A 26,001-nucleotide genomic window follows, 5' to 3' on the forward strand; every position below is an offset into this window, starting at 1 on the left:
AGCCGGTTCCGCGGTGTTCCTGGCCTGGGGCTGCGTGGTTTCAGCCGCCGCGGGCAAAGCGGTCGCGTGGTGAAAGACCCGGAAGAATGAATGAAGCTGCCATGACACACCGACAACGCATCCTTTCACAGCTGCCCGGCAGGTTGTCTGCCCTTGCATTGACGGCCGTGCTGGCCGGCTGCGCCGTGGGCCCTGCCTACGAGGTGCCTGGCGCCGCCATGCCCGCCGGCTGGAAGGAGCAGAAGACCGCCGAGGGCTGGCTGCCCGCCGCACCGGCCGATGCGCTCGACCGCGGCGAATGGTGGAAACTTTTCGGCGACGCCACGCTCGACGAGCTGGCCGCCCGCGTGCAGGTATCGAACCAGAACATCGCCGCGGCCGTGGCCAACTATGCGCAGGCCCAGGCGCTGGTGCGGGGCGAGCGCGCCGCGCTGTTTCCCACGGTGTCGCTCGACGGCAGCGGCCGGCGCAGCGGCAACATCGGCGGCACCAGCAACGCATCCAATGCGTTTTCGGCGACGCTCGGCGTCGACTGGGCGCCCGACGTGTGGGGGCGCCTGCGGCAGGCCGTGAGCAGTGCGCAGGCCAATGCACAGGCCAGCGAGGCCGACCTGGCGTCGGCGCGGCTGTCGGCCATCGGCGACCTGGCGACCAACTATTTTTCGCTGCGCGAGGCCGATGCCGAGATCGTGCTGCTCGACCAGACCATCGAGGGCTACCAGCGCGCCTTCGAGATCACGAGCAACCGCTACAAGGCCGGCATTGCCGCGCAGACCGACGTGCTGCAGGCGCAGACCCAGCTGGTGAACGCACAGGCGGACCGCGTCGGCCTGCAGCGCACCCGTGCCACGCTGGAGCACGCCATTGCGATGCTGGTGGGCGTGGCGCCGGCCGACTTCAACCTGCCGGCGGCGCAGTGGACGCCCACGGTGCCCGGCATTCCGACGGGCGTGCCTTCCACGCTGCTGCAGCGTCGGCCGGACATCGCGGCGGCCGAGCGTTCGGTGGCCGCGGCCAATGCGCAGATCGGCATCGCGCGGTCGGCGTATTTCCCCAACTTCGGGCTCAGCGCTTCGGTAGGCAGCAGCGCGAGCCGGGTGAAAGATCTGTTCAACGCGTCCAACACGCTGTGGGCGCTCGGCCTGTCGGTCGCTCAGGTGGTGTTCGATGCCGGTGCCATCGGTGCGACGGTCGATTCGGCCAAGGCGGCCCACGAAGCCAGCGTGGCGCGCTACCGCCAGACCGTGCTCACCGCCTTCCAGGCCGTGGAAGACCAGCTCACTGCCGGCGCCGCGCTGGCGCAGCAGGAAGGCCTGCGGCGCGAAGCCTCGGCCGCGGCCGACAAGACCGAGCAGCAGTTGCTCAACCGCTATCGCGCGGCCCAGGTGAGCTACACCGAGGTCGTCACGGCGCAGGCCGCCGCCCTCAGCGCGCGGCGCACGCTGGTGCAGCTGCAGGTGAATCGCCAGACCGCCGCGGTGGCGCTGATCCAGGCCCTGGGCGGCGGCTGGCAAGCCGGCTGGGCGGGCGAAACCTTTTCGTCCGCGCCTCCGGCGGCGCAGGCTACCGTGCTCCGCAAAGCGGAGTGAAGTAGCTGCCCGGGGAGGGGCGGCTGCCCGTTCCCCTCAGCCCCGCTGCGCCAGGCGCGCGGGACTGCTTCTCACGATGCGATCGCCCGTGTGCTCAGTGGGCGTGGCGATCCATGCTCCCGCCCAGGTAGTCCTTGTCGGTGACCAGCACCCACAGCGCGAGCACCAGGATGGCCGCAGCCACGAGCACTGCGTTGACCATCGCGTTCTCCACGGTGGCAAAGCCGAGCACCCAGGGCGACACGGCCAGCCAGATGGCGAGTGCGCCTTCGGTCCACTCTTCCCATGCACGCGGTACCAGCGTTGCGCCCAGCGCTACGGCGCCCAGCAGGACACCCGTCACCACTGCGCTCCACATGGCGGCTGTGACGCCCTGGAAGCCCAGGACCCAGGGCGAGATGATCAGCCACGCGCCCAGGGCGACGTTGACCGGATCTTGCCAATGCTTCACTTGCTTCATGGTCATTACCTCCTGTCGCGACACAAAACCGCGACAGCGGTTGGACCGTGCCGTTTCAGCGGGGTTCCGCGATGCGGCGCTGCAACATGCAATCGGGCCTGCCGGGCCTAGCCTCCGCGCGCCACCGGCGCCACCAGATAGGCACCCGATTCGAACAACTGCGCCTCGGCCTGGTCGATGCGCCGGATCACCGGCTTGCCCGCGCGGCTCGCGAGCAGCTCGACCAGTGCTTCGGTCACGGCCACGCCGGCCGCCACCGACGGAAAGAACGAGGGGCTGTTGATCGTGAAGAGCAGCGTTTCGTCCGCCAGCAGCGACAGCGGCGAGGCCACGCTGTCGGTGATGGCCACGATGCGGCAGCCGGCCGCCCGGGCCGCCTCGGCCACCTGCAGCGCCTCGCGCGAGTAGGGCATGAAACTGGCCACCACCAGCGCGTCGCCCTTGGCGAAGGCGCGCTGCTGCATTTCGAGCGAGCCGCCCTGGCCGTCGACCAGGTGCACGCTGGCGCGGAAGAGCCGGTAGACGTAGACGAACGAGAACGCGATCGGAAAGCAGGCCCTGAAACCCGCCGCATGCACGGCAGGCGCCTTCTCGATCAGCGCGCAGGCCTTTTGCAGCGCCTGTTCGCTCTGCTGGTGCGTGGCCTCCAGGTTGCGGCGCTGCACCTCGAACATCTCGGCCGTGAGGCTGCGGTCCTGCGCGCGGCCGATCAGCTGCTTGGCGCGTCCGCCGTAGGTTTCGCTGGCCAGGCCCATGTCGCCGGCAAAGGCTTCCTTCAGCTGCGGCCAGCCCGCATAGCCCAGGTGCTGCGCAAAGCGCACCAGCGTGGCGGGCGTGCTCTGCGCGCGCGTGCCCACGTTGCGCATCGACGCGGTCACCACCTCGTTGGGATGGTCGAGCACATAGCGCGCCACCAGCTGCAGCGCGGGGCTCAGTTCGTTGAAACGCTGGCGGATCTGGTCTCTGGCGCCCATGGCGGTGTCTCTCTTCTGGCGGTCGTTGGAACGAATGTACCGGACATGGAACGCTGGAACAGTTGACGGAACAAATGTTCCAAATAATAATTCATCGGAAACGTTAGTTCCAAAACCGGATCCGCCAGCCACCCGCCATGACGCACGTCTTCCACCGCCACCTTCGCCACACCCCGCCGGTTGCCGCCGGCTCCAGGGGCATGTTCATCCGCGATGCCGATGGGCGCGAATACCTCGACGCCTCGGGCGGCGCGGCCGTGTCTTCGCTCGGCCACGCGCACCCCGAGGTGCTGGCCGCCATGCATGCGCAGCTCGACCGGCTGGCGTATGCGCATACCAGCTTCTTCACCAGCGAAGTGGCCGAGCAGCTGGCCGACGAGCTGATCGCTTCCGCCCCCGAGGGCATGAGCCACGTGTACCTGGTGAGCGGCGGCTCCGAGGCGGTGGAGGCGGCGCTCAAGATGGCGCGGCAGTTTTTCGTCGAGACCGGCCAGCCGCAGCGCACGCACTTCATCGCGCGCCGCCAGAGCTACCACGGCAACACGCTGGGCGCACTGGCGGTGGGCGGCAACGCGTGGCGGCGCGAACCGTTCGCGCCCATCCTGGTGCCGGCCACCCATGTGGCGCCGTGCTATCCGTATCGCGAGCAGCGCGCCGATGAAAGCGCCGAGCAGTACGGCCTGCGCCTTGCGGCCGAGCTCGAGGCGGCCATCGTCGCGCAGGGTGCCGACCGCGTGATCGCCTTCGTGGCCGAAACGGTGGGTGGCGCCACGGCCGGCGTGCTCACGCCCGTGCCGGGCTACTTCAAGGCGGTGCGCGCGGTGTGCGACAAATACGGCGTGCTGCTGATCCTCGACGAGGTGATGTGCGGCATGGGCCGCACCGGCACGCTGCACGCCTGCGAGCAGGAGGGCGTGGTGCCTGACCTGATCACCATCGCCAAGGGCCTGGGCGGCGGCTACCAGCCGATCGGCGCGGTGCTGGCGCAGCGCAGGATCGTCGAGGCCATGTCGAAGGGCAGCGGCTTCTTCCAGCATGGCCACACCTACCTCGGCCATCCGATGGCCTGCGCGGCGGCGCTCGCGGTGCAGCAGGTGATCCGGCGCGACGGCCTGGTTGCCAAGGTGCGCGAAGACGGCGCGGCCTTCGGCGCGATGCTGGCCGAGGCGCTCGGCAGCCATGCGCATGTGGGCGACATCCGCGGCCGCGGCTTCTTCTGGGGCATCGAGCTGGTGGCCGACCGCGCAAGCAAGGCGCCGTTCGATCCGGCGCGGAAGGTCCATGCGCTGGTCAAGAAGGAAGCCATGTCGCGCGGCCTGCTGTGCTACCCCTTCGGCGGCACGGTCGATGGCCGGCAGGGCGACCACGTGCTGCTCGCGCCGCCCTTCATTGCCACGCGGCAGGAGCTGCAGGAAATCGCTGCCCGCCTCGCGGCTTCGATCGATGCGGTGACGCGCACCGCCGCGCGCTGACCGCACTCAATTTTCTTTCGCTGTTTTCTTCAACCGCCGTTCCGAGGAGCGCTTCCATGCCCAAGCTTCGTCTGCCGAACCCTTTCGGTGCTGCCGCTCTCGCGGTGGCCTTCGCCACCCTGTTGTCGCACGTAGCCGTGCAGGCCCAGGAGAACGACACGCTCGCCAAGATCAAGGCGAGCGGCGCCATCACCTTCGGCTACCGCGAGTCGTCGTTCGGCTTCTCCTACCTCGACGGCAACCTGAAGCCGGTGGGCTACAGCATCGAGATCTGCAACCGCATCGTCGAGGCGGTGAAGAGCGAGCTCAAGCTGCCGGCCGTCGAGATCAAGTACCAGGCCGTGACCTCGGCCAACCGCATTCCGCTGGTGCAGAACGGCACCGTGGACATCGAGTGCGGCTCCACCACCAACCTGGTCGAGCGCCAGAAGCAGGTGGCCTTCTCGCCCGACATCTTCCGCTACAACGTGCGCATGCTGGTGAAGGCCGATTCGGGCATCAGGAGCATCGCCGACCTGCAGGGAAAGACGGTGGCCACCACCACCGGCACCACCTCGTTCCGCCTGCTGCGCGAGGCCGACAAGGGCCGCAACCTCGAGGTGAACAACCTGGGCGGCAAGGACCACAGCGACTCCTTCCTGCTGGTGGAGAGCGGCCGTGCGCAGGCCTTCGTGCTCGACGACATCCTGCTGGCCGGCCAGATCGCGAATGCGCGCAATCCGAAGGACTTCATCATCACCGGCGAGAGCCTGCGTACCGAGAACCAGTCGCTCATGTTCCGCAAGGACGATCCGGCCTTCAAGGCGCTGGTGGACCGCGTGGTGTCGGGCATGATGAAGTCGGGCGAGATGGAAAAGCTCTACAACAAGTGGTTCATGTCGCCGATTCCGCCCAAGGGCATCAATATCAACTATCCGCTCAACGCCGAGACGAAGGAGGCCTTTGCCAACCCGTCGTCCAAGGGCATCTGACCCTTCCTGCCGCACCGCATGACCCGCATCGCACTGCTCCACGCGCTCTCGCACTCGGTTGCGCCCATCAACGCCGCCTTCGAGCGCGACTGGCCCGAGGCCGTGCGCATGAACCTGCTGGACGACAGCCTCTCGGCCGACCTGGCGCGTAGCGGCAAAGGGCTCGACGCGGCCATGCACGAGCGCTTTCAGCGGCTCGCGCAGTACGCGGTCGACACGGGTGCGGAGGGCATTCTCTTCACCTGCTCGGCCTTCGGGTCCTGCGTCGAGGCGGTGGCGCGGCGGCATGCGGGCATTCCGGTGCTCAAGCCCAACGAGGCCATGGTGGCCGAGGCCGCACAAGGGCAGGGCCGGCTCGGCCTCATCGCCACCTTTGCGGCTACGCTGGTATCGATGCCGCCGGAGTTTCCGCCCGGCATCGCGCTCGAGCCCGTGCTGGCCGAAGGCGCGCTCGACGCGCTGAACGCCGGCGACACGCAGCGGCACGACGCGTTGATCGCCGCCCAGGCGGCGGTGCTGCGCGAGCGCGGCTGCACGCGCATTGCGCTCGCGCAGTTCAGCATGGCGCGCGCGCGTGCCGCCTGCGAAGCGGCCAGCGGCCTGCCGATTCTCACTACCGTCGACAGCGCTGTGCGGGCCCTGCGGCTGCGCACAGATCAAGCTCCACGATAAAGCCCGCGGATGCCAGGGGACAGCTGAACCTGGCCTGACTCGATGCCTCGCCATAATTGGTGCTCTTTAAAGGAGTAAGCGTGGACATCGTTTTGCTGGTGAAGGCCGCCATCATGGGCATCGTCGAGGGGCTGACCGAGTTTTTGCCGATCTCGTCGACAGGGCATCTGATTCTTGCGGGCTCGCTGCTCGGTTTCGACGACGACAAGGCCAAGGTGTTCGACATTGCCATCCAGACCGGTGCGATCTTCGCGGTGATCCTGGTGTACTGGCAGAAGATCCACTCCACCGTGGTGGCGCTGCCGAGGCAGCCCAAGGCGAGGCGCCTGGCCATCAACGTGGTGCTCGGATTCATCCCCGCCGTGGTGCTGGGCCTCGTGTTCGGCAAGATGATCAAGGCGCACCTCTTCACCCCGGTGGTCGTGGCCAGCACCTTCATCATCGGCGGCTTCATCATCCTGTGGGCCGAGAAGCGCCCGCCGGGCTCGGTGCGCATCGAACATGTCGACGACATGACGATGTGGGACGCCCTCAAGGTCGGCCTGGTGCAGTGCTTCGCGATGATCCCGGGCACCAGCCGCAGCGGCTCGACCATCATCGGCGGCATGCTGCTCGGCCTGTCGCGCCAGGCGGCCACCGACTTTTCGTTCTTCCTTGCCATCCCGACGCTGATCGGCGCCGGTGCCTACAGCCTCTACAAGGAGCGCGCGCTGCTGTCGGTGGCCGACATTCCGCTGTTCTCCGTGGGGCTGGTGTTTTCCTTCATCAGCGCCTGGCTCTGCGTGCGCTGGCTGCTGAAGTACATCAGCACGCACGACTTCATTCCCTTTGCCTGGTACCGCATCGCCTTCGGCATCGTGGTGCTGGCCACGGCATGGACCGGCACGGTGGTCTGGGCGGAATAGGAAACAGGCGCGGCGGCAGGCCCGGCGCTCAGGCGCCGTTCCCGTGCCCCAGGATGGCGCTCGCGGCACGGGCTTCCTGCCGCACCGCGGTGGCGATCGGGCCGTCGATGGCCGGGTCGAAGCCGCCCGTTGCGCCCAGCGCGGTCAGCACCGCGCACACCCGGCCCGCATAGTCGTAAACCGGCGCCGCCACGGCGCTGATGCCGCGCAGGTAGGTGTCCTTCACGCTCGCGCAGCGCGCCTCCTGCACCTCGCGGCGCAATTGGCCGATGGGGTCCTTCGCATCCAGCGTGGCCCGCATGTCTTCCGGTGATTCCGCCAGTTCCTGTTCGGCCAGCGCCAGCACCCGCGACTCGTCGAGCAGGCCTAGGAACGCGCGTCCGGTGGCCGACCAGAGCATCGACATCACCGAGCCGGCGCGCACGTTCACCGTGACCGGCAGTCCCGGCTCCTCGAAGCGCACGATGGTCGGCCCCTTGTTGCCCATGACCGCGACGAAGCAGGTCACTTCCAGCGATTCGCGCAGCCGTACGAGGCAGGGCTCGGCCGCGCGGATCGGGTCGGCCTGGCGCATGGCGGCCAGGCCGATCTGGATGGCTTCCGTGCCCAGGTAGTAATGCTGCGAGACGGCGTCCTGCAGTACCAGCCCTTCCTCCATCAGGCTGGCAAGGTAGCGGTGCACCTTGGCCGGGCTTTCGGCCACGTGGGCCGACAGGGCCGTCAGGCTGCTGCGGCCGCCCAGGTGGGCCAGGCCCTTGAGCACCGCCATGCCGGTTTCGGCCGATTGCACGCGCTGGCGGCGTTCGCGGGTCGCGGGGGAGAGAAGGGGGCGCTCCGGAGCTTGGGTCATGTGGGCTTCATGTTAGGTGCTGGGGCCGGGCGCCGAGCGGCCGCTCGGGTTCAGGGTTGTCCCTTGAACCATGATTACGCAATGCGTATGATAATTACGCAATACGAAATCATGCCGGAGACATCCATGAAAAACCGCCTTGTTCGGTGCCTTGCCGTTCTTTCCCTCGCTGCCGCAGCAAGCGCCGGCGCCCAGACCTTTCCCGCCAAGCCGATCCGCTGGCTCGTTCCGTACGCGGCCGGCGGCGGCTCCGACTTTCTTGCGCGCACGGTGGCGCAGACGCTCTCCACGCAGGTGGGGCAGCCGGTGCTGGTGGACAACAAGCCCGGCGGCAACACCGCGCTGGCCGCGGCCGAGACGGCGCGCGCGCCGGCCGACGGCTACACGGTGCTGTCGGCCGACAACGGCACGCTGGTGTTCAACCCGGCGCTCTACAAGTCGCTGTCGTACAGCCCGACCAAGGACCTGGCACCCGTCACGCTGATGGGCAAGTTCCCGATGATCCTGGTGGTCGGCGCCAACTCCGGCATTGCCACGGCCAAGGATTTCATCGCCAGGGCCAAGGCCAAGCCGGGCGACCTGAGCTACGCCTCGGCCGGCGCGGGCAGCCCGCACCACCTGGCGATGGAGCTGCTCAAGGTGGAGGCGGGCCTCTTCATGGTCCATGTGCCGTACCGCGGCGCGGCACCGGCGCTGGCCGACGTGGCCGGCGGGCAGCTGCCGGCCATGATGGTCGACCTGGCGGCCGGCGCCGGTTTCATCAAGGGCGGCAAGGTCCGCGCGCTGGCGGTGGCCAACCCGACGCGGCTGCCGCAGCTGCCCGACGTGCCCACCTTCGCCGAGCTCGGCTACAAGAATGTCGAGGCCGCCGCGCTGGTCGGCGTGGTGGTGCCTTCGGCCACGCCGCCGGAGGTGGTGAACACGCTCAACCGCCAGCTCGTGGCCGCGATCAACGAACCTTCGGTGCGCACGCGCATGACCGACTTTGGCGTCGAGCCCGTGGGCAGCACGCCCGCGCAGTACGCCGCGCTGCTCAAGAGCGAGACGGCGCGCTGGCACAAGCTGATCCGCGACCTGAAGATCACGCTGGATTGACGAGACCCGAGAGAGCATCGCCCATGTCCGATACCGCCAATCCCCCGCGCGTCGCAGGCTGTCCTGTCGCGCACGGGCCGCTGTCTTCCGAGCGCACGCCCACCGGCTGCCCAGTGAGCGCGCGCGCCGCCGAGTTCGACCCCTTCGAGGACGGCTACCAGCAGGACCCGCCCGAGTACGTGCGCTGGGCGCGCGAGAAGGAGCCGATCTTCTTCAGCCCGAAGCTCGGCTACTGGGTGATCACGCGCTACGACGACATCAAGGCGGTGTTCCGCGACAACATCACCTTCAGCCCCTCCAACGCGCTCGAGAAGATCACGCCCACCGGCGATGAGGCCAACGCCGTGCTCGCTTCCTACGGCTTCGCGCTGAACCGCACGCTGGTGAACGAGGACGAGCCCGCCCACATGCCGCGCCGCCGCGTGCTGATGGACCCGTTCACGCCCGAGGCGCTCAGGCACCACGAGCCGATGGTGCGCGAGCTGGCGCGCAGCTATGTCGACCGCTTCATCGACGACGGCCGCGCCGATCTCGTCGACCAGATGCTGTGGGAAATTCCGTTGACCGTGGCGCTGCACTTCCTTGGCGTGCCCGAGGAGGACATGGACACGCTGCGCAAGTATTCGATCGCGCACACCGTCAACACCTGGGGCCGGCCCAAGCCCGAGGAGCAGGTGGCCGTGGCGCATGCGGTGGGCAACTTCTGGCAGTACGCCGGCAAGGTGCTCGAGAAGATGCGGCAGGACCCCGACGCACCCGGCTGGATGCAGTACGGCATCCGCAAGCAGAAGCTGCACCCCGAGGTGGTGACCGATTCGTACCTGCACTCGATGATGATGGCCGGCATCGTGGCCGCGCACGAGACCACCGCCAACGCCACCGCCAACGCGGTGAAGCTGCTGCTGCAGCATCCGCAGGTGTGGAAGGAGCTGTGCGAAGACCCGGGCCTCATTCCCAACGCGGTGGAAGAGTGCCTGCGCCACAACGGCTCGGTGGCCGCCTGGCGGCGCCTCGTCACCCGGAACACGCAGGTGGGCGGCGTCGACCTGCCGGCCGGCTCGCGGCTCTTGATCGTCACCTCGTCGGCCAACCATGACGAGGCGCATTTTTCCGACGCCGACCTGTTCGACATCCGCCGCGACAACGCCAGCGACCATCTGACATTCGGCTATGGCTCGCACCAGTGCATGGGCAAGAACCTCGCGCGCATGGAGATGCAGGTCTTCCTGGAGGAATTCACGCGGCGGCTGCCGCACATGCGGCTCTCGGAGCAGCGCTTCAGCTACGTGCCGAACACCTCGTTCCGCGGGCCCGAGCACCTGTGGGTCGAATGGGATCCTGCGGCCAATCCGGAGCGCAAGAACCCCGCGCTGCGCGAGGTGCAGGTGCCGGTGCGCATCGGCGAGCCCTCGCGGCACGCGATCACGCGGCCCGTGGTGGTGGAGCGCGTGACGCCGGTGGCCGAGGGCATCGTGAAGCTGCGGCTCGTGTCCCCCGATGGCAAGCCGCTGCCGCGCTGGACCGCGGGTTCGCACATCGACGTGGAATGCGGCTCGCCCGAGCTGTCGCGCCAGTATTCGCTGTGCGGCGACCCGGACGAGGCCGGCGTGCTGGAGATCGCGGTGCTGCACGAGCCCGGGGGCCGCGGCGGCTCGGCCTGGGTGCACACGCAGGTGAAGGCCGGTGACCGGCTGCGCATCCGCGGGCCGCGCAACCACTTCCGGCTCGACGAGTCGCTTGCGAAGGCGATCTTCATCGCGGGCGGCATCGGCATCACGCCCGTGAGTGCGATGGCGCGCCGCGCGAAGGCGCTCGGCATGGACTACGCGCTGCACTACAGCGGCCGCAGCCGGGCGCGCATGGCCTTTCTGGACGAGCTCGCGGCGCTGCACGGCGAGCGGCTGCAGGTCCATGCGAGCGACGAAGGGCGGCGCTGCGATCTGCGCGCGCTGCTCGCCGAGCCGGCGGCCGGTGCGCAGGTCTATGCCTGCGGTCCGCTGCGCATGCTCGAGGCGCTCGAAGACTGCTGCGCCGCCTGGCCCGAGGGTGCGTTGCGCGTCGAGCATTTCGAGTCGACGCTCGCCACGCTCGATCCGTCGAAGGAGCAGGCCTTCGAAGTCGAGCTGAAGGATTCCGGCCTCGTCGTCACCGTGCCGCCCGACCAGACCCTGCTGTCGGCGCTGCGCGCGGCCAACGTCGACGTGCAGAGCGATTGCGAAGAGGGCCTGTGCGGCTCGTGCGAAGTGCGGGTGCTGTCCGGCAAAGTCGATCACCGCGACGTGGTACTGACCCGCCCGGAGCGCGAGGCCCACAACAAGATGATGGCCTGCTGCTCGCGCGCTTGCGAAGGCCGGCTGGTGCTCGAGCTCTAGCGTTCGTCAGCGCAGCAGGGCGTGCCCGCCGGCCATGTGCGCCGTCTCGGCGCGCGAGCCGAGTGCCAGCTTTCTGTAGATGGCCTTGATGCGGCATTCCACCGCCAGCCGGGGCATGGCCAGCGCTTCGGCAACGTCGCGGTGCTCGAGCCCCTGCACCACGAGTTCGAGCGTCTTGCGCTCCTGAGGCGCCAGCGTCGCATCGGGCATCGACCCCGGATCGGCCGCGTGCCCCGCATGCCAGGCAAGCACGCGCCGCGCAATGGCCGGATCGATGGTGGCACCGCCCTGCTCGATGCTGCGCAGGCCGATGCTCAGTTCGAGGTCGTCGCGCTCCTTCAGGAGATAGGCCACCGCGCCGGCGCGAAGCACGGAAAAAATAGCTTCTTCGTTGCGGGAGGCGGAAATGGCCACGGCCGGCACCTGCGGATGTTGCGCCTGCAGCCACTCGACGAGCTCGACCGCCTCGTCGTCAGGCAGGCCGATGTCCACCAGCACCACGCCGAAGCTCGGCTTTTCCAGCAGCTGCATGGCCGTTTCGACATCGTCGGCCCAGGTGATCTGCGGCTCGTCGCATCCGAGCGTAGGCAGGATGTAGCGCAAACGTTCCTGCATCGCCGTGTCGTTTTCGACCACGAGCACCGAACTCAGCGAAACGGTTTCGACGGCTTCCGAGGAGAACATTTGGGCGGCATTCTGAGGCTGTGGCCGAGAAACTGGGACGTTTCGACTTATTTTGCGCGAATGTTGCCGGAATTCACATTTATGTCCCTCGGTTTGCCCATGCCTTGAACAGGGCCTTGACAGATGGCTCGACCCGGGTGGCGCAACCCGCTCCGGCGAAGGCCGGGCGGGAGGGCGCGCAGGCCCCTCAGGACGCCGCTGCCAGCGGCATGCGCAGCGCCAGTTGCGTCTGGCCGGGTCGCGACTGCAGCTGCAGGTCGGCCCCCAGGCGGCGCGCGCGCGTGCGCAGGCTGCGCAAGCCCGCGCCGACGCCCTTGTCGGCGCCATCCACCGCGAAGCCGCGGCCGTCGTCGCGCACGCTGAGCTGCAGTTCGGCGCCGGTGCGCGTCACCGCTACGTCCACGCGGCGGCTCGCGCTGTGCTTGAGCACGTTGGTCAGCGCCTCCTGCAGGAAGCGCAGCAGGTCCAGGCTCTGCGAGGGAGGGAGCTCGAGCGTCTCGATGTTCGACACGTGCCAACGGCAGTCGATGCCGTTGGCGTCGAGCAGCTGCGAGGTGCGGTGCCGCAGGGGTACGAGCAGTTCGCCGAAGGCCCGCGTGCCGTCGTGCTGGCCGGTGGCCTCGATGATCAGCCGCAGGTCGTCGCGCAGGCGCTTGAGCATGGCGAGCAGTTCGGGCGCGGAGAGTTTCTCGGGTTTGCGTTCGAGCGTTGCGATGCTGCCGACCAGCATGCCGCCCAGGCCATCGTGCAGGTCGCTTGCGAGATTGACGCGCTCGCCGATGCGCGCATGCGCCAGCTCGAGCGCATGCTGCTGCGCCAGCGTGACGCCCAGTTCGGCCTTGGCCGCGTTCACTTCCTCGATCAGCTCGGTGTTGAAGTTCTCGATGCGTTTCAGGCTCTGCACGAAGCGCCCGGCCTGCGTCAGCGCCATGCCCAGCAGCAGGCCGTACGAGGACATCGTCGTGTAGTAGATGTTGCTGTCGAGCACCTGCGTGAACACCAGCAGGTCGTGCGCGCCCGTTGCCGCCGACAGGGCCATGAAGGGCGCGAGCGAGCGCATCGGGCTGTGGCGATGGCGCAAGGCATGGATCAGCGCAGCGCCGTTCACCGCAATGATCGTGAGGCCGCCCACCAGCGTCCAGACGGCGCGGTGGGTGAGGAGGTTGGCGGAGCCGGCGAGCCACAGGTCGAGCACGCCGGCCACCGCGACCAGCAGCGCAAGGCCTTCCAGCCGCGGCATGCGCCGCTCGCAGAAGCGCAGCGCGAACACGGCGTAGGAAACGCAAAAGAGCAGCAGCAGCGAGGTGTTCAGCGCCTGCCAGCTGTGGTTGCTCGCAAAGGGCCAGGGGCTGGTCGCGATCTGGTTGTAGCCGAACAAGAGCCACAGCACCGACATCAGCGCGAACCAGCCATAGGCCGCCTCGCGCCGGCGCAATATCCACAGCGCGGCGAAGAAGGCCGAGACCGCGGCGCTCACCGCGAGGCCAAGCATTTGTAGATCGCGGCGCAAGAGCCGCTCCTGCCCGTATTCCGCCTGCATGGCCGCGGGTGTGCCGAGGCTGACCGGGCCGAGGCCGGCCTGGTAGGCGGACAGGCCCGAGACGCGTACCAGCAGCGTGTTGCGGCCCGCCTGCAGCAGCGGCGGCGCCAGCAGCCAGTAGCGCGGGCTGTTCCAGGCGCGGGTCAGCGGCTCGACCAGGCTCTGGTCGCGCCAGATCGGGGTGTCGTTGAGCGACACCGCGCCGGCCATGTTGAGGTAGTGCAGCAGCAAGCCGACCTCGGTGATCTCGGCGGGCTGGTCCCAGGTGAGCCGGTACCAGACCACGCCGTCGAAGCCGGGCCAGCGTGCGGCCCAGCTGTCAGGCAGGGCGACGGGCGTCCAGCCATCGGCCGGCGGGGTGGCCTCGTCCCAGCCGGGGCCGCGCACGGCTTCGACATGGAATTCAGGGGCGGGCTGCGCCTGCGCCATGCCGGCCGCGATGAGCAGAGCAAGAAAGAGGAAGCAGGCGCCGATCCGTGCAGCAAGCCATGCCGCGAGGCCAGGGCGCGCGAGTCGGCGGCCAGCCTGCGGGGGAGATTCTTCGTATGGCATTTACCAGCTTTCGGGGATGGCTTGGTCGAGACGGGAAAGACACACTTAGTCTTACTTGTTTTATTTGCTTTCAAGAAAGAAGTCCATGCCCACACGAATCCATGCACACGGCGTCCGCGGAAGTGCGCACAAGGCATCCACCAGAAAAGAGTGGCTGGCGCGCGCCTTCCGGCATCTGCCGGTGGTTGCGCTGCTGGTCGGGGGAAGCGCTTACGCGGCGGGGTTTGCCGATGGTGTCGCGGGCGGCATCGGTCCGGCGAATTCCGGTGGTACCGGAGGGGCCGGCGGCGCTGCGGCCGCTGTCTCGGGAGACGGGGCTGCCGCACTCGGTGCGGGCGGTGATGGCGGCGGGGGCGCTGCTGGCGGCACCGGCGGCGCGGGCGGCGCGGGAGCCCGCGCAACCGCAGGCGGCGCGACAGGCATTGGCGGCGGCGGCAGCGGTGGGGCAGGTCTTGCAAGTGGCATAGGGGGTGCAGGCGGTACCGGGGCAGGCGCAACCGCAGCAGGCGCGACAGCCATTGGCAGCGGAGGTGGCGGTGGCGAGGGTAGTGCAGGTGGCACGGGCGGTGCCGGAGGGCGCGGCGCCCAGGCGTCGGCTGGAGGCGCCATCGCGGTCGGTGCAGGTGGCACGGGCGGTGAGGGCTGCTGCGGGGGCGTCCAGCAGGCAGGTGGCAACGGCGCGCAGGCCACGGGGGAGGCCGCGATCGCCATCGGAAGCGCCTCCGGCACCAGGGCCGGCGCCGTGGCGTCCGGGAGTGGGAGCACCGCGATCGGCGGCGCAGGCAACGGCGCTTCGGGCGCGTCTGCGCTGGCCGCGGGCGGCGTGGCGATCGGCACCGGCAGCCGGGTCGCGAGTGGCGCGACCGGCGGCGTGGCCATTGGCGCGAACTCCGTCGCCACGGCGGCCAACACGGTGTCCTTCGGGTCCACTGGCCAGACGCGCGGCCTGGTCAACGTCAGCGCCGGATCGGTGACGTCCACGAGCACCGACGCCGTCAACGGCAGCCAGCTGTACGGCGTACAAAATGCGGCAGACTTGGCTCAGGCAACTGCCAGCGCCGCAACGGGAACCGCGGTTCTTGCCCAGGCTGATGCGGCGCTGGCCCAAGGCACGGCGAACACCGCGCTTGCCAGCGCTGGCATCGCACAGGCCACGGCCAACGGCGCTCAAACGGCGGCGGTCGCTGCGCAGAGCGCTGCGAGCACCGCGCAGATCGCAGCCAACGGCGCCCAGACTACGGCCGTTGCTGCCCAGGGCACGGCGAATACCGCGCTCGCGAATGCGGCCACTGCACAGACCACAGCCAGCGGTGCCCAGACTGCGGCTGCCGCTGCCCAGGGCACGGCGAACACCGCCCTGGGCGTGGCCAACAACTCGGTCCAGTACGGCCCGGGCGGTACGAGCGTCAGCCTGAACGCCAACGACGGCGCGGGAACCACGCTCAACAACGTGCGCGCCGGCACGGCCGCGACGGATGCCGCCAACGTCGGGCAGGTTCAGCAGGCGGAACAGGGCGCTGTCACGGCCTCCAACAGCTTCGCGATGCAGCAGGTGAGCGCACTGCAGAGCGTCATGAACCAGGCCCTTGCCAACGGCCTGTGCAGCTTCAGCGGGGGCAGCGTGACCTGCGGCACGGGCAGCAAGGCCACCGGTGCGGGTGCCACGGCAATGGGCACCAATGCCATTGCCGACGGCGAGGGCACCACCGCGGTGGGCAGCGGCGCCGAGGCCCGCCATGCCGGCTCGGTGGCCATCGGCGCCGGCGCCAGGGCGCTGGCCGATCCCACCACAGCCGTGGGCAACAACGCAGTGGCCGCCGGCAACAACGCGGTGGCGCTGGGCGCCAACGCGCTGGCCTCGGGCAGCAATGCGGTGGCGCTGGGCCAGGGTTCGGTGGCGGACCGCGACAACACCGTGTCGGTGGGCAATGCAGCCACCGGGCAGTTGCGCGGCATCGCGAATGTCGCGCCCGGCGTGCTGGGCACCGATGCCGTCAACGTCAACCAGTTGCAGCAGGCGGTGAGCAGCGCGACCAGCCAGGCGAACGCCTTTGCCGCGCAGGGCGTGGCGTCGGCGCTGGCCATGCCGTCGATGCCGGCCCTGTCGGCGGGCAAGAAGTGGATGGGTGCCGCCGTCGGCAACTACGCCGGCGCAGCGGCCATCGGCTTTGCCTTCGGCTACCAGGTCAACGACAACCTGAACCTGGGGCTGGGGGTTTCCACCGCCACCAGCAGCGGCAGCAGCAACCGCATTGCCGCCCGCGTGCAGGCCGGCTACTCCTGGTGAGGCGTGCCGCAGGGAAGAGCGCGTGCACCGGCCATCAGTGCAACAAGCCGTGCCTGCGGGCCTGGTAGACGGCTTCGGTGCGGGAGCTGACGGCCAGCTTGCGGTAGATGTTCTTGGTGTGGCATTCCACGGTCAACCTGGAGATCGACAGTGATTCGGCCATGTCGCGGTTGCTCAGCCCCTGCGCCACGAGTTCGAGGATCCGGCGCTCCCGCGGGGTCAGCGCGACGGGCAGTGCCGCGGGCGCATCGGCCACCGACACGGCGGGCGGCGAAGCCCGCTGCGCCGCAAGCCAGCCGAGGATATGGCGTGCAATGGCCGGGTCGATCGGCGAGCCCCCTTGCTCGATGCTGCGCAGCGCAATGCCCAGTTCGAGATCGTCGCGGTCCTTCAGCAGGTAGCCGATGGCGCCGGCACGCAGCGCCGCGAAGATGACGTCCTCGGTCCGGAAGGCCGAGATCACCACCGCGGGCACCTTGGGATGCTGCGCCTGCATCCAGGCGATCAGTTCGACCCCGCTGCCGTCCGGCAGTCCGATGTCGACCAGCGCGATGCCGAAGCTCTGCGCGCCGAGCAGTTCCTTGGCCGCGGCAATGCTGTCGGCCCAGGCGATCTGCGGCGCGGCGTTGCCGAGCGTGGCCAGCACGTGGCCCAGGCGTTCGCGCATCGCCGGGTCGTCCTCCACTACCAGCGAGGGATTCAAGGAAACGGCTTCGACGGCTTCGGACGGAGAGATGGACATGGAATCGGCATTCTGACCGGAGGCAGGGCCAGCAGGCTGTTTTGCTGATTCAGCCCATCAGGTTGCGCAGCGCCGCCTCGACCGCCGCCGCTGTGGCCAGCGGCTTTTCCATGGGAAACAGGTGCGTGCCGTCGAGCATGGCGATGCGCCCCCTGGTGACCTTCTGCGTCATTGCCATGCCGACCTGCTTCATCTCCGCGGACTGGCGCCCGCCGATGAAGGCCGCCTTGCACTTGAGCGGATGGCTGCGCAGCAGCGCGCCCAGGTTGTGGGGCAGGGCGTCGTAGATGGCCGTTTCCACGTCGCGGTCGAAACTCAGTTCGCGCGTGTCTTCGCTGGCGAAGGTGCCGTGGTCGATGTAGTCGTGCAGCACCTGCTCGTCCCACCTGGCAAAGGCCTTCTTGCTGCGGAAATGCTCGAACACCGCTTCGCGGTGCGCCCAGCTGTTCCTGCGCTTGCGGCTGATGGCGCCGGGCGACATGCTCTTCATGAGCGGTGTGCGCTTGACGACATTGAGCGTGTTCGCGCGCCAGCCGCTGAGGACCGGCGAGTCGAGCAGCACCACGCCGCAAGCGAGCGCCGGATGCAGCGCCGCGCACATCAGGCTCAGGATCCCGCCCAGCGAATGGCCGACCAGGAACACCGGGCCGCCGGCGCGGTCGGCGTGCCGTTGTGCGAAGTCGGACAGCTGCTGCACCAGGTGCGGCCAGTTGTCGGTGACGGGGTATTTCGGGTCGTGCCCGAATTTCTCGATGGCGTCGACCTCGAAGCCGCGGCTGCGCAGGCTGTCGAGGACGACGCGGTAGGTGCTCGCGGGAAAGCTGTTGCCGTGCGAGAACACGACGGGAGGCATCGGCATGGCCGCGGTCGGCTTCAGATCAGCTTTTCGTCGGGCGTCGAGATCTTGCGCAGCGGGCTGTGCCGCGTGGCCGGCATCTTCAGCGGATGCTCGGTGGCGGAGTCGTCCCACACCGGGTCCTCGATGCTGTCGAACACCTCGCGCAGCTTCTGGCCCCAGCTGTTGTGCATCATGCGGTAGTAGGGGTTGTCGGCGTCGATGCAGATCACGCGGTCGGTCTCGAGCTTGTTGGCCTCGTACACCACCAGGTCGAGCGGCAGGCCCACCGAGAGGTTCGACTTCATGGTCGAGTCCATCGACACCAGCGCGCACTTGGCGGCTTCGTCGAGCGGGGTCTCGGGCGTGAGCACGCGGTCGAGCACTGGCTTGCCGTACTTCGATTCGCCCACCTGGAAGTAGGGCGTCTCGGTGGTGGCCTCGATGAAGTTGCCGGCCGCATAGACCAGGAAGAGGCGCATGCCTTCGCCCTTGACCTGGCCGCCGAAGATGAAGGACACGTTGAAGTCCAGCCCCGCATGCTTGAGCGCCTCGGCGTCGCGGTCGTACACATGGCGCACGGCCGAGCCGAGCACGCGCGCGGCATCGAACATGCTCTTGGCGTTCCAGATGGTGATGGGGTCGCCCTGCGAGCCGTCTTCGCGCGTTTCGCGCAGCTCCTCGATCTGCAGGATTTCGCGCACCGACTGCGAGATGCTCAGGTTGCCCGAGGACAGCAGCACCATGACGCGGTCGCCCGGCTGCTCGTAGACGATCATCTTGCGGAAGGTGCTGATGTGGTCCACGCCCGCGTTGGTGCGCGAGTCGGAGAGAAACACCAGGCCGGCGTTGAGTTTGATGCCTACGCAATAAGTCATTTTTTCATCTCGCACGAAGGATGCCCGCTACGCGGCGCCGCGTTCGCGCGTGTTCAGTTTTTGTAAGGCATAGAGCGCGTCGAGCGCCTCCCGTGGCGTCATCGCATCGGGGTCGAGCGCGGCCAGGGCGGATTCTACGGCGCTGGCCATGGGCGTTTCGGCTGCCGGGGGCGGGGCGAACAGGTCGACCTGGGCGCGCGTCTGGGCGTGCTGCGACTCCAGCGCCTCGAGCGCCTGCCGCGCGTGGTTGACCACCGCGGCCGGCATGCCGGCGAGCCGCGCCACCTGGATGCCGTAGCTCTTGCTGGCCGGGCCTGGCTGCATTTCGTGCAGGAACACGATGTCGCGGCCTGCCTCGGTGGCGCTCACGTGCATGTTCACGGCGCAGTGGTGCGTGGCCGGGAATTCGGTCAGCTCGAAGTAATGGGTGGCAAACAGCGTGAAGGCCTTGCTGCGGTCGTGCAGCTGGGCCGCGATGCCCGCGGCCAGCGCCAGGCCGTCGAAGGTGCTGGTGCCACGGCCGATCTCGTCCATCAGCACCAGCGACTGGGCGGTGGCGCTGTGCAGGATCTGCGCGGCCTCGGTCATCTCGAGCATGAAGGTCGACTGCGCATTGGCCAGGTCGTCCGCGGCGCCGATGCGAGTGTGGATGGCGTCGATCGGCCCGAGCCGGCAGGCCGCCGCCGGCACGTGCGAGCCGATGGACGCCAGCAGCACGATGATCGCCACCTGCCGCATGTAGGTCGACTTGCCGCCCATGTTGGGGCCGGTGATCACCTGCATGCGCTGCTGCGGCCCGAGCTGCGTGTCGTTGGCGATGAAGCCGCCCGACGATTTTTCGGCCAGCCGCGCCTCCACCACCGGATGGCGGCCCTGCTGGATCTCGATGCAGGGATGCGAGACGAAGCTTGGCGCGCGCCAGTGCAGCGTGTGCGAGCGTTCGGCCAGTGCGCACAGCGCATCGAGCGTGGCGATGGCGCCGGCCAGCTGCGTGAGTGCGGGCACCGAGGGCTGCAGCGCGTCGAGCAACTGCTCGTAGAGCCACTTCTCGCGGGCGAGGGCACGGTCCTGCGCGCTCAGTGCCTTGTCCTCGAAGGCCTTGAGTTCGGGCGTGATGAAGCGCTCGGCATTCTTCAGCGTCTGGCGGCGGCGGTAGTTGTCGGGCACCTTGGAGAGCGCGCTTTGCGTCACCTCGATGTAGAAGCCGTGCACGCGGTTGAACTGGACCCGCAGGTTGCTGATGCCGGTGCGCTCGCGTTCGCTGACTTCGAGCTTCAGCAAAAAATCGTCGCAGTTCTCGCTGATGGCGCGCAGCTCGTCGAGCTCGGCGTCATGGCCGGTGGCGATCACGCCGCCGTCGCGCACCAGTGCCGAAGGGTCGGGCTTGATCGCGCTCGCCAGCAGGTCGGCGCAGCCCGGCGGCGGCGCGAGCCGTTCGATGATGCGGCCCAGCAGCTCGCCGGATGCCGGAAGCGCCGGTGCCAGCTGCCCGGCCTTCGCGAGCGCGAGTCGCAGCGCGAGCAGTTCGCGCGGACGCACCTGCCTGAGTGCGATGCGCGCCGCGATGCGTTCCACGTCGCTGGTGTTCTTGAGCTGCTCGCGCAAGGTGCGCCAGGGCGCGGCCGTCCCACCCAGCACCGTGGACTGGAGCGCGGCAATGGCTTCGAGCCGGGCCTGCGCCTCGCTGCGGTCGCGCCGCGGCGAGAGCAGCCAGCGCTTCACGAGGCGGCTGCCCATGCCCGTCATGCAGGTGTCCAGCAACGAGAACAGGGTGGGCGAGTCTTCGCCGCGCAGCGTCTGCACCAGTTCGAGGTTGCGCCGCGTGGTGGGCGGCAGCTCGACCAGGTCGCCGTCGCGCTCCACCGACAGGCGCTGCACGTGCGACAGCGCGCGGCCCTGCGTGTGCTCGGCATAGCCCAGCAGCGCGGCTGCGGCGGCATGCGCGTTGGCGAGCGACTCGGCATTCCAGGCCGCGAGGCTGTTGCTGCCCATCTGCTCGCTGAGCTTGCGCTCGCCCAGGCCGCCGTCGAACTGCCATGCGGGCCGGATCGAGAGCGTGAAGGGCGTGGCCGAACGCGCGGCCTTCAGGCGCTGCTCGAAGGCCGGGGTCACCTCGGCGCTGTAGAGCAGCTCGCTCGGCGCGATGCGCGCGATCCAGGCTTCGAGCGCATCGGCCGGGCATTCGGCCAGCCGCAGTTCGGCGCCGGTCACGCTGAGCCAGGCCAGGCCGCAAAAGTTGCGGGTGCCCGCATGCACCGCGAGCAGCAGCGATTCGCTCTTGTCGTTGAGCAGTTCCGAATCGGTCAGCGTGCCGGGCGTGACCACCCGCACCACCTTGCGCTCGACCGGCCCCTTGCTGGCGCCGACCTCGCCCACCTGCTCGCAGATGGCCACCGATTCGCCCAGCTTGATGAGCCGCGCAAGATAGGTGTCGACCGCATGGAAGGGCACGCCGCACATCACCACGGGCTGGCCAGCCGACTGGCCGCGCTGGGTGAGCGTGATGTCGAGCAGGCGCGCGGCCTTTTCGGCATCGCCCCAGAACAGCTCGTAGAAATCGCCCATCCGGTAGAACAGCAGGGTGTCCGGATGGTTGGCCTTGAGGCCCAGGTACTGCGCCATCATGGGCGTATGCCCGGAGAAGTCGCTGGTCGAGGGGGAGGTTTGCGCAGTCGTCGTTTTCACTCGGACGATTATCGGGGACGGCGGACGGCGGACGGCGGACGGCGAACGGCTCGGCCGGGCCGGCAGCTCACCTTTAAAATCCGCCGGCGCGAACCCCGCGTGAAGAAACAAGGTGCCCATGGTCCACCCGGATGAATTCAAAGGCCCCGAAGCGGACGCGCTGCCCGACACCGCCACCTTGCCCGCAGAACTCGCCGCGCTGTACCTCTGCATGCCGCCGGCCCAACTGGCCGACCTGCGCAAATCGAAACGGCCCGACGGGCGAGCAGCCAATGGCGCGTCCATCATCAAGCCCGTGGAGAGCGGCGCAGCAGCCGGGCCGAAAGACGCGGTGCTCTACAGGCTCGGCACCTTGCGCGAATTTGCCAAGTCGCACACCGCCCCCACTGCCTTCGACACCGCGCTGGACTCCGGGTTGCCGGGCTGGGTGTCCGCCAAGCTGCCTTTCTTTGCCGAGCGCGAACCCCGCGTCAAACGCGGCCGACGGGTGCTTATCGGCGGTGCCTGGGACCGGGCGGACCCCCTGCGCGAGAAACGCTTCGCCGACCTGGCGAAGGGCCGCATCCGCTTCACATCATTGACATGCGCCGAAGCCGCCGCGAGCCTGTGGGCCGACATGGCAAGCCACGCTGCACTCGCCGAAAAGGGTCTCGCCCTGCTCAGGAGCGAGACCGAGGCCATCGAGGCCGCGCTGGCGGCCACCGGCCAGCTGGCCGCCGCTTCGAATCCGGATGCGGTGGCCTGACCCGCTTCCTTCAAGACCGACCATGGACAAGTACCGATGCTGATCAACTGCGTGGCCTACGAAAACGGCGCCAAGCTCGCCGACATTCCGGTCGAGGACATCAGCGAGTACATCTCCCGGCCCGGCTGCTTTGTCTGGGTGGCGCTGAGCGACGCCACGCCGCAGGAGCTGGGCCAGATGCAGGACGAATTCAACCTGCACCCGCTGGCGGTGGAAGACGCCCATCACGGCCACCAGCGTCCCAAGGTCGAGGAATACGGCGATTCGCTCTTCGTGGTGATGCATCTCGTCGAGCCGTCCCCCGAAGGCGAGCATTGCGTGAACGTGGGCGAGGTCGACGTGTTCGTCGGCCGCAACTACGTGCTCTCGGTGCGCAACCGCAGCCAGCAGGGCTTCCTGGGCGTGCGCGAGCGCTGCGAACGCGAGCCCGAGCTGCTGCGCAACGGCGCGGGCTTTGTGCTGTATGCGCTGATGGATGCGGTGGTCGACCGCTACTTTCCCGTCATCGATGCGCTCGAGGTGGAACTCGAATCCATCGAGCAGCAGATCTTCGCGCAGGGCGGCGCGGCGCGCGACAAGATCAAGCAGCTGTACGACCTGAAGCGGCGCAGCATGATCCTCAAGCGCGCCGTGGCGCCGCTGGTCGAGGCGGCGGGCAAGCTGCACGGCGGGCGGGTGCCGCAGATCTGCGTGACCTCGCAGGAGTACTTTCGCGACGTGGCCGACCACCTGGGCCGCATCAACGGCTCGATCGACGCGATGCGCGACACCATCGGCACGGCCATTTCGGTGAATCTCTCGATGGTCACCATCGAGGAGAGCGAAGTCACCAAGCGGCTGGCGGCCTGGGCCAGCATCTTTGCGGTGTGCACCGCGTTCGCGGGCATCTGGGGCATGAACTTCGAGCACATGCCGGAGCTGAAATTCCGCTACGGATACGCGGTGGCGCTGGGGCTGATTGCGGCCACCTGCAGCTATCTCTACTACCGGTTCAGGCGCGCGGGCTGGCTCTGAGCTTTTCTTTTCCGGGGGAGGGCAGGGGTGGGGGCAGGCGGCGTATCAAGTATCGGCGGCCTTGCAAGCGCCGCGTGCCCCCATCCCGACCTTCCCCCGGGAGGGGAAGGAGCCATACGCCAAGGGGCTTACTCGTCGTGCGTATCGTGCGTGGCGGCCGCGCCGCGCCGCCAGTAGCCCGAGGCGCGAATCCACTTGGGGTTGGCGCGTTCGCCCACGAGGTGCGCGCGCAAGGCCTTCGCAATCGCCGATTCGCAACCCACCCACGCGTGGAAGTCGCCGGCCGGCAGCTTCATGGCCTTGAGCGCATCGAGCAGCACCGGGCTCAGGCCCGGTTCGACGCCGTTGCGGTGCACCCACTTCAGCGTGAGCTGCGCCTGCGTGTCGAACGGAACCTGGTCGGCTTCGCTGTCGACCTCGGCCAGCACCACCACCTGCGCACCGGCCGGCAACTCGGCCAGGCGCCGCGCAATGGCGGGCAGGGCCGTGTCGTCGCCGATCAGCAGGTGCCAGTCGAACGCCGTCGGCACGATGAACGAGCCGCGCGGGCCGCCCACGCCGAGCACGTCCCCGGGCTTGGCCTGCTCGGCCCATTGCGTGGCGGGGCCGGCGTCGTGCAGCGCGAAGTCGAGCTCCAGCGTGTTGGCGCTGGCGTCGTAACGGCGCGGCGTGTAGTCGCGCATGGTGGGCCGGCCGCTCGCGGGCCACACCGGGCCGTCGGGCCCCACGGTCGGCAGCGTGAGCTGGCCGGTCGCCGCATCGGGGAAAAAGATCTTTGCGTGGTCGTCGAAGCCCGGGCTCGTGAAGCCCGCGAGGTCGTCGCCCGTGAGCGTGATGCGGATCAAGTGCGGTGTCACGCGCTGCACGGTCTTGACCGTGAGCCGGCGAAAGCGAAGCTCGTGGCGCACGCGGCGCGGCGTGCGGTCGGGCGTGACGGAAGCAGAAGTGGTTGTGAAGTCGGTCATTTCAAAAGAAGAAGTTCAGATGCGCTCTAACTGTTGAGCGGCGCTGTCGAGCACCGCGGCGAAATCGTGGGCTTGTTGTTCGGTGAGGGGGGCGCCCGAGAGGCGCATGCGCATCGCGAGCTTGAGGTTCTCGATGGCGCGCGTGACCTGCGGCGGGCGGCCGCCGCGCGGACCGGCGCCGTCGACGCCGCCGTTCATGCGGGCCATCATGGCGTCGGCCGTGTCGCGGTTGGCGGCCAGGAAATCCCGGCCGCTCGCGGTGATGCTGTAGCGCTTGCGCCCGCCGGTGTCGGCCGTTTCCACGCTCAGGTAGCCCATCTCCTCGAGCAGCGTGAGGGTGGGGTAGACCACGCCGGGGCTCGGCGCATAGCTGCCGCCCAGGCGGTCTTCGATGGCTTTGATGAGTTCGTAGCCGTGGGCAGGCTTGTCGGCGATGAGCTGCAGCAGCACGAAGCGCAGCCCGCCATGGCCGAACACCCGGCTGCCGCCACGTCCGCCGCGGCCTCCGTGCATGCGCTCGTCGCCGCCGTGGCGTCCGCGGCCGCCCGAGAAGCCGTCTTCGTGTTCGCCGCGCGGAGAGTGGCAGTGGTGATGATGGTGGTGGCCGAAATGGAAATGCCGCATGTCGATGTCCTCTCGATTTATATCGAAATTATTTTCGATATATCTAAAAAAGTCAAACAACTCTGCCTGCGCGTCACTGCGGCGCATCTACAGGCGGGTCAGGCGGATTGGGCGGAGGCCCAGGCAAACGGGCGGGCGGCGCCCGTCCGGTGATCAGGCGATCATCGATTCCAGGTCGGACGCCAGCTCGCGGGGCGCGGGCATTTCCTGCATCGCGTCCTCGGAAATGCCGATCGCGTCGGCAGGCTGGGCTGGCCATACGTGTTGCGCGTCGCCGATGCGCAGCCCTTCGCGCTCCAGCGCGACGCGCCAGACCGCCAGGTGCAGCACGCTGGCGAGCGGATCGACCTGCTCGGCCTCCATCGGGTTGGCGAACCAGGACAGCGCGCTGACGAACTCGGGCGCGAATTCCCAGCGGGCAGCCAGCCGCGCGCCGACCTGGCCGTAATGGAAGCCGAACTTCTGCCGCTCCACCTCGAGCCGTCCCATGCGGTCGAAGGGATGCACGGCGTTGAGCTCGGCCATCGGCTGCTTCATGGCGCCGGCCATGATCAGGTGGCCGATGGCGTGCATGCTGCCGACCGTGAAGGCCAGGCTCTGGTCCACGCGGCGCGTCTTGCCCGCGAGGTAGCGGGCCACGGCGGCCACGCGCAGGCTGTGCGACCAGAAGGCCGGCAGGTGCACGCCCTCGACCTTGCGGAAGGTGCCCGTGAGGCCGGAGCTCACCACCAGGGAGCGGATCGAGGAAAAGCCCAGCAGCTGGATCGCGTCCTGGATCGACAGGATCTTGCGGCGCAGCCCGAAATACGGCGAGTTGGCCATGCGCAGCACCCGGGCCGTCAGCACCTGGTCGAGCTCGATCTTGCGTGCCACCACGGAAACCGCGGCGTCCTCATTGCGAAGGAGCTCGATGAGATCGAACACCACCTTGGGCACCGTAGGGAGCAAGTGGCTGTCGGTAAACAGTTCGTCCAGGGTCATGGCGATCTCGGGCTGTAGTTTTTTGCTGCCCGGGATTGTCCTGCAACCTTAGTGTTACATGTTGATGTCTTCGGAATCGGGCCGGTTCCCATGGCCCGGCTGCAGACTT

At 68.6% G+C, this 26,001-nt stretch carries 23 protein-coding genes; 11 read left to right on the forward strand and 12 right to left on the reverse strand.

What is annotated here, in order from left to right; genetic code table 11:
- Window positions 1-101 precede the first annotated feature (101 nt).
- Window positions 102-1,589 (forward strand): efflux transporter outer membrane subunit, encoded by a 1,488-nt coding sequence (locus L1081_RS02970; RefSeq protein ID WP_489415121.1) that lies wholly within the window; start codon window positions 102-104, stop codon window positions 1,587-1,589.
- A 94-nt stretch (window positions 1,590-1,683) separates the two neighbouring features.
- Here the strand turns inward: L1081_RS02970 and L1081_RS02975 are convergent, their stop codons facing one another.
- The gene (locus tag L1081_RS02975; RefSeq protein WP_319438754.1) at window positions 1,684-2,049 is read right to left on the reverse strand and encodes an SPW repeat protein; all 366 of its coding nucleotides are present in this window, start codon (window positions 2,047-2,049) and stop codon (window positions 1,684-1,686) included.
- 107 nt (window positions 2,050-2,156) lie between these two features.
- Window positions 2,157-3,023, reverse strand: coding sequence for an SIS domain-containing protein (locus L1081_RS02980; RefSeq protein ID WP_489415122.1), 867 nt, complete (start codon window positions 3,021-3,023; stop codon window positions 2,157-2,159).
- Between the two features lie 137 nt (window positions 3,024-3,160).
- Between L1081_RS02980 and L1081_RS02985 the strand changes: the two genes are divergently transcribed.
- From L1081_RS02985 to L1081_RS03000, 4 genes are all read left to right on the forward strand, one after another.
- Window positions 3,161-4,495 (forward strand): aspartate aminotransferase family protein, encoded by a 1,335-nt coding sequence (locus L1081_RS02985; protein WP_489415123.1) that lies wholly within the window; start codon window positions 3,161-3,163, stop codon window positions 4,493-4,495.
- 56 nt (window positions 4,496-4,551) lie between these two features.
- A complete protein-coding gene (locus tag L1081_RS02990) occupies window positions 4,552-5,466 on the forward strand; it encodes a transporter substrate-binding domain-containing protein (protein WP_489415124.1) in 915 nt (304 codons plus the stop codon).
- An 18-nt stretch (window positions 5,467-5,484) separates the two neighbouring features.
- Entirely contained in the window at window positions 5,485-6,138 is a 654-nt protein-coding gene (locus tag L1081_RS02995; protein WP_489415125.1) for an aspartate/glutamate racemase family protein, read from the forward strand.
- Window positions 6,139-6,218: 80 nt separating this feature from the next.
- Window positions 6,219-7,043 carry an undecaprenyl-diphosphate phosphatase gene (locus L1081_RS03000; RefSeq protein WP_489415126.1) on the forward strand — a complete coding sequence of 275 codons (825 nt, stop codon included), beginning with the start codon at window positions 6,219-6,221 and terminating at the stop codon, window positions 7,041-7,043.
- Between the two features lie 28 nt (window positions 7,044-7,071).
- On the opposite strand, the gene L1081_RS03005 is transcribed toward L1081_RS03000, so the two are convergent.
- Window positions 7,072-7,893: an IclR family transcriptional regulator domain-containing protein gene (locus L1081_RS03005; RefSeq protein ID WP_489415127.1), complete on the reverse strand. Its 822-nt coding sequence runs from the start codon at window positions 7,891-7,893 to the stop codon at window positions 7,072-7,074.
- Window positions 7,894-8,019: 126 nt separating this feature from the next.
- Between L1081_RS03005 and L1081_RS03010 the strand changes: the two genes are divergently transcribed.
- On the forward strand, window positions 8,020-8,988 hold the full coding sequence (locus L1081_RS03010) for a tripartite tricarboxylate transporter substrate-binding protein (protein ID WP_489415128.1): 969 nt from the start codon (window positions 8,020-8,022) through the stop codon (window positions 8,986-8,988).
- 23 nt (window positions 8,989-9,011) lie between these two features.
- Window positions 9,012-11,360, forward strand: a complete 2,349-nt coding sequence (locus L1081_RS03015) for a cytochrome P450 (protein ID WP_489415129.1) — start codon at window positions 9,012-9,014, stop codon at window positions 11,358-11,360.
- A 6-nt stretch (window positions 11,361-11,366) separates the two neighbouring features.
- Here the strand turns inward: L1081_RS03015 and L1081_RS03020 are convergent, their stop codons facing one another.
- Complete coding sequence (locus L1081_RS03020; RefSeq protein ID WP_489415130.1) at window positions 11,367-12,044, reverse strand: response regulator; 678 nt, start codon at window positions 12,042-12,044, stop codon at window positions 11,367-11,369.
- A gap of 187 nt (window positions 12,045-12,231) precedes the next feature.
- Complete coding sequence (locus tag L1081_RS03025; RefSeq protein ID WP_489415131.1) at window positions 12,232-14,136, reverse strand: ATP-binding protein; 1,905 nt, start codon at window positions 14,134-14,136, stop codon at window positions 12,232-12,234.
- A gap of 742 nt (window positions 14,137-14,878) precedes the next feature.
- Between L1081_RS03025 and L1081_RS03030 the strand changes: the two genes are divergently transcribed.
- Window positions 14,879-16,423, forward strand: coding sequence for a YadA-like family protein (locus L1081_RS03030; protein WP_489415132.1), 1,545 nt, complete (start codon window positions 14,879-14,881; stop codon window positions 16,421-16,423).
- Between the two features lie 34 nt (window positions 16,424-16,457).
- On the opposite strand, the gene L1081_RS03035 is transcribed toward L1081_RS03030, so the two are convergent.
- Genes L1081_RS03035 through mutS form a run of 4 tightly spaced genes read right to left on the reverse strand, consistent with a single transcriptional unit; the run spans window position 16,458 to window position 21,563 of the window.
- Window positions 16,458-17,165, reverse strand: coding sequence for a response regulator (locus tag L1081_RS03035; protein ID WP_489415133.1), 708 nt, complete (start codon window positions 17,163-17,165; stop codon window positions 16,458-16,460).
- 49 nt (window positions 17,166-17,214) lie between these two features.
- The gene (locus tag L1081_RS03040) at window positions 17,215-18,024 is read right to left on the reverse strand and encodes an alpha/beta fold hydrolase (protein ID WP_489415134.1); all 810 of its coding nucleotides are present in this window, start codon (window positions 18,022-18,024) and stop codon (window positions 17,215-17,217) included.
- Window positions 18,025-18,038: 14 nt separating this feature from the next.
- Window positions 18,039-18,878 carry a proteasome-type protease gene (locus L1081_RS03045; protein WP_012748685.1) on the reverse strand — a complete coding sequence of 280 codons (840 nt, stop codon included), beginning with the start codon at window positions 18,876-18,878 and terminating at the stop codon, window positions 18,039-18,041.
- Between the two features lie 27 nt (window positions 18,879-18,905).
- Window positions 18,906-21,563, reverse strand: coding sequence for a DNA mismatch repair protein MutS (gene mutS / locus L1081_RS03050; RefSeq protein WP_489415135.1), 2,658 nt, complete (start codon window positions 21,561-21,563; stop codon window positions 18,906-18,908).
- Between the two features lie 118 nt (window positions 21,564-21,681).
- On the opposite strand from mutS, the gene L1081_RS03055 reads away from it, so the two are divergent.
- Both L1081_RS03055 and L1081_RS03060 read left to right on the forward strand, forming a co-directional pair.
- The gene (locus L1081_RS03055; protein WP_489415136.1) at window positions 21,682-22,308 is read left to right on the forward strand and encodes a hypothetical protein; all 627 of its coding nucleotides are present in this window, start codon (window positions 21,682-21,684) and stop codon (window positions 22,306-22,308) included.
- Between the two features lie 36 nt (window positions 22,309-22,344).
- On the forward strand, window positions 22,345-23,322 hold the full coding sequence (locus L1081_RS03060) for a CorA family divalent cation transporter (RefSeq protein ID WP_489415137.1): 978 nt from the start codon (window positions 22,345-22,347) through the stop codon (window positions 23,320-23,322).
- Window positions 23,323-23,450: 128 nt separating this feature from the next.
- On the opposite strand, the gene L1081_RS03065 is transcribed toward L1081_RS03060, so the two are convergent.
- Together L1081_RS03065 and L1081_RS03070 are read right to left on the reverse strand one after the other, a co-directional pair.
- Window positions 23,451-24,287: an SIP domain-containing protein gene (locus tag L1081_RS03065; RefSeq protein WP_489415138.1), complete on the reverse strand. Its 837-nt coding sequence runs from the start codon at window positions 24,285-24,287 to the stop codon at window positions 23,451-23,453.
- Between the two features lie 15 nt (window positions 24,288-24,302).
- Window positions 24,303-24,911, reverse strand: a complete 609-nt coding sequence (locus L1081_RS03070) for a helix-turn-helix transcriptional regulator (protein WP_489415139.1) — start codon at window positions 24,909-24,911, stop codon at window positions 24,303-24,305.
- Between L1081_RS03070 and L1081_RS03075 the strand changes: the two genes are divergently transcribed.
- Entirely contained in the window at window positions 24,903-25,064 is a 162-nt protein-coding gene (locus L1081_RS03075; RefSeq protein WP_489415140.1) for a hypothetical protein, read from the forward strand. The two genes, L1081_RS03070 and L1081_RS03075, sit on opposite strands and share 9 nt — an antisense overlap.
- On the opposite strand, the gene L1081_RS03080 is transcribed toward L1081_RS03075, so the two are convergent.
- Complete coding sequence (locus L1081_RS03080; protein WP_489415141.1) at window positions 25,065-25,892, reverse strand: HDOD domain-containing protein; 828 nt, start codon at window positions 25,890-25,892, stop codon at window positions 25,065-25,067.
- Window positions 25,893-26,001 lie beyond the last annotated feature (109 nt).

Source organism: Variovorax sp. MSC1_012 (genome assembly GCF_023667525.1).
GTDB lineage: Bacteria > Pseudomonadota > Gammaproteobacteria > Burkholderiales > Burkholderiaceae_C > Variovorax > Variovorax beijingensis_B.